Raw genomic sequence first — 6,015 nt, 5'->3', positions numbered from 1 at the left:
AACGTGTTCGGCCTGCCCGCCAACTGGATTGTACTGGGCCTGGTGGCTCTGTGGAAAATGGTCCACCCCGGCGCGGCCAATCTGGATGTCTGGTTCTGGTTCATGATGGTGGGACTGGCGCTGATCGGCGAGGCTCTGGAGCTGGGCATGCAGATCCTCAAGGCCAAACGCTACGGCTCCAGTTCATCGGGCACCTTCGCTGGCATGATCGGGGCCATTGCCGGAGCCATTCTGCTGGCGCCGCTCTTTTTCGGTCTGGGCGCGCTGATCGGCGCGTTGGCCGGTGCCTGGATCGGCTGCTTTCTTATGGAACTCTTCAAGGGCAGACCTGTGAAAGAAGCGCTGGACGCGGCTTTCGGGGCCATGATGGGCCGTTTTCTGGGCACGGTCTGCAAATGCGGCGCGGGCGGGGCCATGCTGGCGCTCACCGCCCACCGGATCTGGCCGAAGCCGGTCCCCGCGCCCTTGCCGCCGGACAGTCTGGACGGCCCGGCCCAACTGGTGCTGAGCGTGCTGCACCATCTTTGCTGAGGCGCCCATGTTGCTGGACGGCGTGCAGATAGTTTTGGTCAAGACCCGTTTTCCCGAAAATATCGGCATGACGGCGCGGGCTTGCGCCAATATGGGGTGCCCGGCCATCCGCCTGGTGGACCCGGAACGTTGGGACCGGGAAAAGGCCGGTCCTCTTGCCACGCCCAAAGGGCAGGGCCTGCTGGACGGCGTACGGGTGAGCCCCGGTCTGGCCGAGGCCGTGGCCGAGAGCAGCCTGGTGCTGGGCACCACGGCCCGCACGGGCGGTTGGCGGCAGGCTCTGCTCGCGCCGGGTCAGGCCGCACGGGAAGTGGCGGCGGCCCTGGCACGCGGTGAAAACATTTCTCTTGTCTTCGGCCCGGAAGACCGGGGTCTGAACAATGAAGAAATCACCCATTGCCAGCGCCTCGTGACCATTCCCACCGACGCGGCGGCCAGCTCTCTCAACCTGGCCCAGGCCGTGCTGCTTATGCTCTATGAATGCGCCAATGCAGTGCGCGCGGTCCGCGCGCTTCCCGACGCTGAAAAGAACGGCGCATCCGGCGGCGGCCGGGTCGTTACCGCGGAGGAACAGGAACGGCTTATGGACGCGCTCAAGGCCATGCTGCTCAGCCTGGATTATCTGCATGGCGATAATCCGGATTACTTTCTGATGCCCTGGCGGCGCATGTTCAGCCGTGCCGGACTCAGGCGGCACGAGTATGACGCTTTGATGGGCCTGTGCCGGCAGGTACGCCACAAGCTGGGCTGAGCTTTTCCTCTTTCCGCGCATATCGGCGGACGCGCACTCTGGACGGTCGCCGGAGCAGATTCACTTTGAGAATTGATATTTTCAGAGTTTTGAAGCCGCTCGCTTCGATGCCTGTCACGTTGTCTTCGCTCCTGTCTTTCGCCATCTCCGTTATATTGTGGACAATGCCGTTTTTGTTGTGCTATCGGCACAACAAATACACCTAATCCTCTAAGTACTTCTTTATGTATGCCGATAAAGATTTTGATGGGTTTGTGATTGAAGGCGCAAGTTTCTTCCTGTAACGCCGTGGAAGTATGAGCGTATGTCGGCGGCTGATATTTTTTAAGGGGATATGCTATGAAATCCGCACTACTGCTTCCCTGGACGGATATGAAACCCTGGCGGGAAGGATGAATCGTGCCGTCCGCAAGGTCGAGAGTCGTGATTGCGGACGGCGGAACAAGTGTCGGACTTTGACATATTCCATCTGTAGAGGGGGATGCTATGCGTTTGACCTTGACGCATAAATATGTAGGTTCGCTCTTCGGGGCGCTGATCACATGCTGCGTTGTGGTGCTCTTTGTTTCCATTCATTTCATGAAAGAACCCGTGGAAGAGGAGCTGGACGGGAATATCCGGCGGATGCAGAACGTCATCCAGACCGCCAACGAGCTTACGGCCACGCGTTTCGCACAAAGCGCCATGCTTATGTCCCATGAGGAAAATCTTGCCCGCGCCGTGCTTGCCCGCGACCACGAGCAGGTCATGCTGCTTTCGGCGGAAGCCATGAAGGAAGCCGGGTCCGACTTCATGACCGTCACGGACGACAAAGGCATTGTCGTCGGACGGGGCCATTCGAAAAAATGGCAGGACAGCGTCCTGAATCAGGAAACCGTGGTCAAGGCCCTGCAGGGCACGCCTTCGGTGGCTATCGTGGCCGGGACCGTTGTTCCCTTCACCATTCGCGCCAGCCAGCCCATTATGTACGAAGGCAAACTGGTGGGCACGCTGTCCATCGGCACTTCCCTGGTGACGCCGCCCTATCTGGACTGGCTCAAGAAGCTGAGCGGCATGGATGTGACCATCTTCAAGGGCGATACCCGCGCCATGACCACGATTATGAAGGACGGCAAACGGGTCGTGGGCACCAAGCTGCAATCCCCGGAGATAGTGGAAGCGGTTTTACAGCGCGGTGAGCTGTGTTTTGCGCAGAATAATATCCTCGGCGTTGAATATAAATCCGCCTATTGGCCGGTGAAGGCGGCGGACGGGACCATCGCGGGCATGTGGTTTGTGGGCATGCCGCTTAACAAGCTGATGGAGCTTGAAAACAAGGCCGTGGTCACTGCCTCGTGGGTAGCCGCGGCTTTACTGGCGGTGCAACTGCTCCTTTCCGTGATGATCGGCCTGCGGGTCAGCGCTCCGGTGCGGAAAATCACCCGCTATGTGCTGGACGTGGCCGGTGGCAAAAAAGATGCCGCGCTGGACGTGCACAGTCGTGACGACATGGGCGAACTGGCCGAGGCTCTGCGCGCCATGGTAAAAAAGCAGGACAATCTGATGCTGGAGGCCGGGGAACAGGCCGAAGAAGCACGAAAGAAGGCTGAAGAGGCCGCCTGCGCCACGGAAGAAGCCCGCCTTGCTCAGCAGCAGGCGGAACAGGCCAAGCGCGACGGTATGATCAGTGCAGCGGGCCAGATTGAAGGCGTGGTGGAAAAACTGAACGAGGCCATCAACAACATTGCCGCCCAGGTGGAACAGTCCGACGAAGCGTTGAGCCATGCCGCGTCCCGCCTGGCCGAAACAGCCACAGCCATGGAGGAGATGAACTCCGCAGTGTTGGAAGTGGCGAAAAACGCCGGGCTTGCGGCGGACGTTTCTACCTCCGCTCGACAAAAAGCCACGGACGGCACCGCCGTGGTCACCCAGTCCGTTGCCGGAATTCAGGAAGTGCAGAATCAGTCTCTGGCGCTCAAGGAAGATATGGTCAGGCTGGATGAGCATGCCAGAGCCATTAACCAGATCATGAGCGTTATTTCGGATATCGCGGACCAGACCAATCTTCTGGCTCTCAACGCGGCCATTGAGGCTGCCCGGGCCGGGGAAGCCGGGCGCGGCTTCGCGGTGGTGGCGGACGAGGTCCGCAAATTGGCGGAAAAAACCATGACCTCCACCACAGAAGTGGGCAACGCCATCAAGGCCATTCAGGAAAGCGCGGAGCAGAGCACGCATCAGGTGGAGCAGGCCGTGCAGAATATCGCCAAGGCCACGGAATTCTCCAACAAATCCGGCGAATCGCTCAACGAAATTCTGGAGATGGTGGAGCATACCGCCGATGAGGTGCGCACCATCGCCACGGCCAGCGAGGAGCAGTCCGCCACCAGTGAGGAAATCACCAAATCCATTGCCGAGGTCAATGACATTACGTCCACCACCTCTGAAGCCATGCGGGAGGCGGCAAAGGCTCTGGAATCTCTGCGGCGGCGTTCCCAGGAACTGGTCACGCTCATTGAAGAGATGAAGAACGCCTAAGTTTCTCTGGTAGTATGACAATGAAAAAACCGGCCCAAGGGCCGGTTTTTTCATGCCTGATTTCGCGGAATGAGCAAAAATGCCTACAGCCGCCGCATGAGCCAGGCCAGATTCTCGCCGAGATTCTGCATGTTGCGCATGCCTTCCTCATCGCGGCGGACGTCGCCGGGCTCCTTGCCGTAGACCATGTTCCAGTAGGTGGAACCGGCCAGGATCACTTCCTTGTTCAGTAGAAAATGATTCATGCTGTCAACGGTATTCAGGCCCCCGGCGCGGCGCACGGCGGCCACGGCCGCACCCGCCTTGCGCCGGAGCAGGCCGGGATTGGACGCGCAGACCACTCCGGCACGCTCCAGAAAAGCCTTCATGAGCGCGGAGACATCCGCCGAATACACGGGCGAACCGAGCACGATGCCGTCGGCCTCACGCATCTTGGCAAAGCAATCGTTGAAACCGTCGTCAATGGTTGTGCAGCGTGCCTGCCCCTTGCAGGCGAAACAGCCCAGACAGCCGCGCAGGGGAAAGTCGGACAGGGAAATGATTTCGCTGTCGATGCCCGCCCTGCGAGTTCTTGCGGGAGCTGCCGTTGAACGCCGCCAAGCGCATGCCTACCCTCGTGGAGACTGGAGCAGATTACCTTTGAAACGCTCTGCGTTTCAAAGGGGTCATTCCGGCAAAAAACGCGGTTACCGCTGCTGTCGATCCCCGTATGGCTCTGTTGTCGCCAACGGGGACAAGCCTTCGGGCTGCCTTCGGTCGCTTTGCCGGAATCCGCGCCGCGTTGCTCTCGATGCCTGTACGCCCTCTGGGCTACAGGCACGGCCCTATGGGCCGCCCGTCGGGTCGGTCTTCGCGGCGCGCCTCACCCTGTTCGGCATTAAAGCATTTCAAAGTTGAAATGCTTTAGACGTTGAACAGGAAGTGCATCACGTCGCCGTCCCGCACCACGTAATCCTTGCCTTCCACTCGCAGGACGCCGTCGGCACGGCAGGCGGCCTCGCTTTCGTGGCCCATGTAGTCCTCGAAGGAAATGACCTCGGCCCGGATGAAACCGCGCTCAAAATCCGTATGGATCACACCGGCGGCCTGAGGGGCCTTCCAGCCCTGATGGATGGTCCAGGCGCGCACTTCATCGGGCCCGGCGGTAAAATAGCTGCACAGTCCCAAGGTGGCGTAGCCGGTGCGGATGATCCGCACCAGACCGCTTTCTTCAATGCCGTAGGAGGCCAGCATTTCCGCCTGCTCGTCCTCGGGCAACCCTTGAAGTTCTTCTTCAAGTTTTGCGCAAATGCAGGCAAAGCCCGCCTTGCGTTCAGCGGCCAGGGCCCGCACTTTATTCACATAGGCGTTGCCGTCGGCCACGGCGGCTTCGTCCACATTGGCGCAGTAAATTACGGGCTTGGCCGTGATCAGGCCCAATTCCCGCCAGGAAGCCAGAAAGGTTTCATTATCCGGCAGGGCAAAAGCGGCGGCGGCTTTGCCTTCGTTCAGGTGGGCCAGCAGTCCCTGCATCAATTCAGCGGCGGCTTTGGCGTCCTTGCTGCCTTTGGCCATTTTTTGCAGCTTTTCCAGGCGCTTTTCCACGCTCTGCAAATCGGCCAGCAAGAGTTCGGTTTCAATGGTTTCCACATCGCGCAAGGGATTCACGTTGCCGTCCACATGGGTGATGTTCTCATCCTCAAAACAACGCACCACCTCCACAATGGCCGCGCATTCCCGGATGGTAGCCAGAAACTGGTTGCCCAGGCCCTCGCCCTTGCTGGCGCCGCGCACCAGACCGGCGATGTCGATGAAATCCACGCTGGCATGAATGGTCTTCTGCGGTTTCGCCTTGGCCGTGAGCGCGTCCACGCGCTTGTCCGGCACGGCCACAGTGGCCTTGTTGGGCTCAATGGTGCAGAAGGGATAATTGGCGGCCTGGGCGTTCTGTGCTTTGGTCAGGGCGTTAAACAGGGTGGACTTGCCCACGTTGGGCAGGCCCACGATGCCGATGCTGAGCGACATGGCGACTCCTTGCGTTGTGCTGGGGCATCCCGACGTACGCGGAAACCCCGCTTCCGGACGGGCCGGAGGCGGGGTTTATATAGTCGCAAAGCGCGCCGGAGGCAAGCGGAGCCCCGTGAGGAGACATTCACCTTAACAATGATAAAAGTTCTTCAATACTACCATTAACTCGGAATCTTTGAAATAGTGCAAGAGATTTGTTCAACATATCAAGA

5 protein-coding genes are annotated in these 6,015 nt (G+C 59.6%); 3 read left to right on the top strand and 2 right to left on the bottom strand.

Going from position 1 to position 6,015, the window contains the following annotated elements; translation table 11 throughout:
* The 3 genes from KH208_RS15255 to KH208_RS15245 form a co-directional block, all read left to right on the top strand.
* The coding region (locus KH208_RS15255) for a DUF456 domain-containing protein (RefSeq protein WP_291437717.1) at nucleotides 1–531 on the top strand (531 nt) is incomplete at its 5' end.
* Nucleotides 532–538: 7 nt separating this feature from the next.
* Nucleotides 539–1,282: an RNA methyltransferase gene (locus KH208_RS15250; RefSeq protein ID WP_291437715.1), complete on the top strand. Its 744-nt coding sequence runs from the start codon at nucleotides 539–541 to the stop codon at nucleotides 1,280–1,282.
* Between the two features lie 486 nt (nucleotides 1,283–1,768).
* Nucleotides 1,769–3,796 carry a methyl-accepting chemotaxis protein gene (locus KH208_RS15245; RefSeq protein ID WP_291437713.1) on the top strand — a complete coding sequence of 676 codons (2,028 nt, stop codon included), beginning with the start codon at nucleotides 1,769–1,771 and terminating at the stop codon, nucleotides 3,794–3,796.
* 83 nt (nucleotides 3,797–3,879) lie between these two features.
* Here the strand turns inward: KH208_RS15245 and KH208_RS15240 are convergent, their stop codons facing one another.
* Entirely contained in the window at nucleotides 3,880–4,314 is a 435-nt protein-coding gene (locus tag KH208_RS15240; protein WP_291437719.1) for a flavodoxin family protein, read from the bottom strand.
* Between the two features lie 385 nt (nucleotides 4,315–4,699).
* The gene (gene ychF / locus KH208_RS15235) at nucleotides 4,700–5,800 is read right to left on the bottom strand and encodes a redox-regulated ATPase YchF (RefSeq protein ID WP_291437711.1); all 1,101 of its coding nucleotides are present in this window, start codon (nucleotides 5,798–5,800) and stop codon (nucleotides 4,700–4,702) included.
* Between the last annotated feature and the right edge of the window lie 215 nt (nucleotides 5,801–6,015).

Origin of the sequence: Desulfovibrio sp. (genome assembly GCF_018379785.1) — a bacterium.
Classification (GTDB): Bacteria; Desulfobacterota; Desulfovibrionia; order Desulfovibrionales; family Desulfovibrionaceae; genus Desulfovibrio.
Note: the sequence above shows the minus strand (reverse complement) of the source record. Positions and strands in the feature narration are given on the sequence as shown.

Coding starts and splice junctions, on each gene's coding strand:
- KH208_RS15250 (WP_291437715.1), top strand. CDS start 539: ATGTTGCTGGACGGCGTGCAGATAGTTTTGGTCAAGACCCGTTTTCCC.
- KH208_RS15245 (WP_291437713.1), top strand. CDS start 1,769: ATGCGTTTGACCTTGACGCATAAATATGTAGGTTCGCTCTTCGGGGCG.
- ychF (WP_291437711.1), bottom strand. CDS start 5,800: ATGTCGCTCAGCATCGGCATCGTGGGCCTGCCCAACGTGGGCAAGTCC.